Below are 875 nucleotides of genomic sequence, written 5' to 3'. Positions count from 1 at the left end.
CCCCCCCGTTCCATTTTTAGTATCTGCCTAGTTGGCGCAGTGTTAGTTGGTGGACTTAGCTTTGCGCCCGCCGTGGCTCAAACTTCAATTTCGTCCACCCAAAATAATTTAGAGGAATACAAGCTGGATAAACTTGTAGAACAATCGCTTACAATTGATGAACTTGACGAAAATCAATCTGGATTTACCGTACATGCAGGTGAGATTGCTGTTGACTTACCAAAAAACTCAGATGAGATGATTGTTCTATCAGAATCTGGTGACGAGGATTTACGTATTTCTTTGCCCTACTCTGAGAGGTCAAGTGAAATTCAAGCTGGTGAGTTTGGCGAAATTTCTTTTGATCATGAAAATTTTTCTAGCACCTCAGTTTTGCCATATGAAGATGGTTCAGTGCAGATGGTGACAACCATCGAAAGCGCCGCAGCTCCGCGTGAATATGCATATGATTTGGAAATGCCTGATGGTGCTTATCTTGAGCTTCTTAAAGATGGGATGGTTCTGATCTGGGATGCTGAGGGGAACTTTGTAGCTGGCGTGGCTGCTCCTTGGGCTAAGGACGCTAACGGAGTGGATATACCTACCCGGTATGAGATTCGAGGGTCTTCGCTGGTTCAGGTTATTGAACATGATACTTTTGGAGTGGCCTACCCCGTAACGGCTGACCCATTCTGGGGTAAAAACCTATTCACTGGTTTTTCCCGTGATTGGTACAAGGGCGATTATCGTTACAACGCCTCAGTGACTGCTTGGGGAGCCATAGTCATGAGCGGTGGCGGTGGTATAGGCGGATACCTTGTAGGTCAATCAATTATGCGAAATCAAGGGTGGGCGGAATGGACCAGCCGCTGGCCTGCGATCACAAATAAAGCAAC

At 46.4% G+C, this 875-nt stretch carries 1 pseudogene; it reads left to right on the top strand.

What is annotated here, in order from left to right:
• Window positions 1-875, top strand: a pseudogene (locus L6762_RS11860) (hypothetical protein); the annotation flags it as partial.

It is taken from the genome of Rothia nasimurium, assembly GCF_928381705.1.
In the GTDB taxonomy this organism is placed as follows: Bacteria; Actinomycetota; Actinomycetes; order Actinomycetales; family Micrococcaceae; genus Rothia; species Rothia nasimurium_G.
Note: the sequence above shows the minus strand (reverse complement) of the source record. Positions and strands in the feature narration are given on the sequence as shown.